The following is a 1333-nucleotide window of genomic DNA, read 5'->3' as shown; positions in this document are numbered from 1 at the left end:
ACAGCATTTTAGCTGTTCTACTTGAAATGCAAAAAATGGGCAGACCTGCAGAATTTCTGGTGAATCAAAAATTTAAGCGGCGGCTCTCTTGGACTGACGGGCCATCGCCAATGCAGAAGCTAGCAACACAATGGCGTTTAGGTATTGGTGAGTGGTCACCTTCTGAATGCCCCAGACGTGCAAGGCGTCTGCGGTCAGATAACGTTTCAGCCTGGAATTGCACCGTTCTACGCTCGTTCTTTCGTTGTAGAGTTCCTTCCAGCGTTTCGTGTCCCGATGTGGACTCGAGTAGCGCCGCAAATCGCTTTTTGTATCGACTTTGACGACCATTCCATAGTTCGAAGATGAGCATGCAGCCATACCGAGCGGACAGTCGACCTTTCCTGTGGCGTGGGGACAGCGGAATTTCAGTTGATCGCCATCGGCTCCCCAATAGGTCATGGCAAACCCCATCGAGCAGCAGGGCGTACCGCTGGAAGTCATGCCTGCAGGCGGTTCCTTCTCATTGCGAAGGTTCATCGGAATAATCGCCTGTGCCTTTACGTTCCGCGCTGCTTCGTAGTTTTTAAGCTGGTCATAACCGGCATCAAGCATAAAGAACTTCACTTTCGTGCCCGTAGCCACTTGTTCCATGAGAGTCGGAGCCATATCGCCGTCGTTGACATGAGCCGGTGTAACTGAGAGTGCCATCGGCAGTTCACTTGCCGTGTCAACGGCAAGATGAAGCTTGTAGCCGAACCACTTGGCCTTGTTGCCAAACGAATCGAACTTCGCGCCCCAATTGGCATTGCCGGTCAGCTCGCTTTTCCGTTTCGGTTGCTTCTTTTCATAGGCATTAATCGCCGCACTATCGATCGCCACATGACTTCCGTCAATAATTCCTTCCTGCTTGCATTGTGCGACGAGATCCTCAAACAGGCGCTTAGCTAACCCTTTGTTGGTCAACTCAGAGAAAACGCGGCTTAAGGTCGCAATTGAAGGGGCCTTCCTATCAAGTCTCAATCCACACTGATAACGAAAGCGAAGGTCCACGTCCAAACGGTGATGCAGGCCGGTAAATGTATCTATGTTCTCAAGCGGGGCAGCAAGCAGCGCACGAAGAATTCCTTGTCTACAATGACCATCCGCGCCTCGGGGTGAGCTATTTCTCAAATCCTTGGCGTAAGGCCGTAAATCAATGGAGCTAAAAAAGATAGGCAATCGTTCTTTGGATTCAAGTTTTTGCAGTTCCTCAAAGGAAAATAGGCTTTCTTGGAGAATATACAAGTGACTTCACTTCCTTGGATGTTTTCGGGTTTGGTCGCTTGAAAACTTCTCCAAGTTGGGGTGAAGT

At 50.0% G+C, this 1333-nt stretch carries 1 protein-coding gene; it reads right to left on the bottom strand.

Translation table 11 applies throughout. From position 1 onward, the window contains the following. Window positions 1-72: 72 nt before the first annotated feature. Window positions 73-1266 (bottom strand): transposase, encoded by a 1194-nt coding sequence (locus ACFFK0_RS30615; protein WP_377475251.1) that lies wholly within the window; start codon window positions 1264-1266, stop codon window positions 73-75. Window positions 1267-1333: the final 67 nt, after the last annotated feature.

The sequence above is a fragment of the Paenibacillus chartarius genome, assembly GCF_042432825.1.
Lineage (GTDB): Bacteria > Bacillota > Bacilli > Paenibacillales > NBRC-103111 > Gordoniibacillus > Gordoniibacillus chartarius.
The sequence above is the reverse complement of the archived record's forward strand: the minus strand, read 5'-3'. Positions and strand labels throughout refer to the sequence as shown.